Raw genomic sequence first — 540 nt, forward strand, 5'->3', positions numbered from 1 at the left:
ACTTAGCGGGTAGAGTCAGTTCAAGGGTGCAACCTGAAGCATCAATGCCCTCTTCCTTATTTATCAGAGACGAAAAACATCCTTGCTCGAGACCCGTCTGCCAAATCGGTATAGAGAGCTCTTTCGGTGTGGTTCCTCGGTTTATTGCACAGATTATCCGCTCACCATCCAGACAGCGGGCAAAGGCAATCACATCGCCTTGTGCATAAAGCCACTGCACACTGCCTGACTGCAACGCTGAAGACTGGTTGCGCAGGGATGTAAGCTGCTTGATAAAGTCCACCATATCCTGCCGGGAATCGAGCCTTTCCCACGGGAAACAGCGGCGATTATCCGGGTCATGCCCACCTTCCAGAGCGACTTCCGTCCCGTAATAGATCGCAAGAGACACGGGCACAGAAAGAACAGAAATATCAGGGCACACCGTAGCATTAAAAAAAAAACGTTAACCATGGTCAGAAAGCGCATGGTATCGTGGCTATCCAGCTGGTTAGGTTGGCAGAGCTGGTTGCTTCAGGGAATTTTTGCCATGGCTTCCAT

At 50.6% G+C, this 540-nt stretch carries 1 protein-coding gene; it reads right to left on the reverse strand.

All coding sequences use genetic code 11. The features are described 5' to 3' along the window. Positions 1 to 391: alpha-glucosidase C-terminal domain-containing protein (locus CX664_RS25455; protein WP_180966649.1), on the reverse strand; the 391-nt coding region annotated here is incomplete at its 3' end. Between the last annotated feature and the right edge of the window lie 149 nt (positions 392 to 540).

This window comes from Endozoicomonas acroporae (assembly GCF_002864045.1).
Taxonomy (GTDB): domain Bacteria; phylum Pseudomonadota; class Gammaproteobacteria; order Pseudomonadales; family Endozoicomonadaceae; genus Endozoicomonas; species Endozoicomonas acroporae.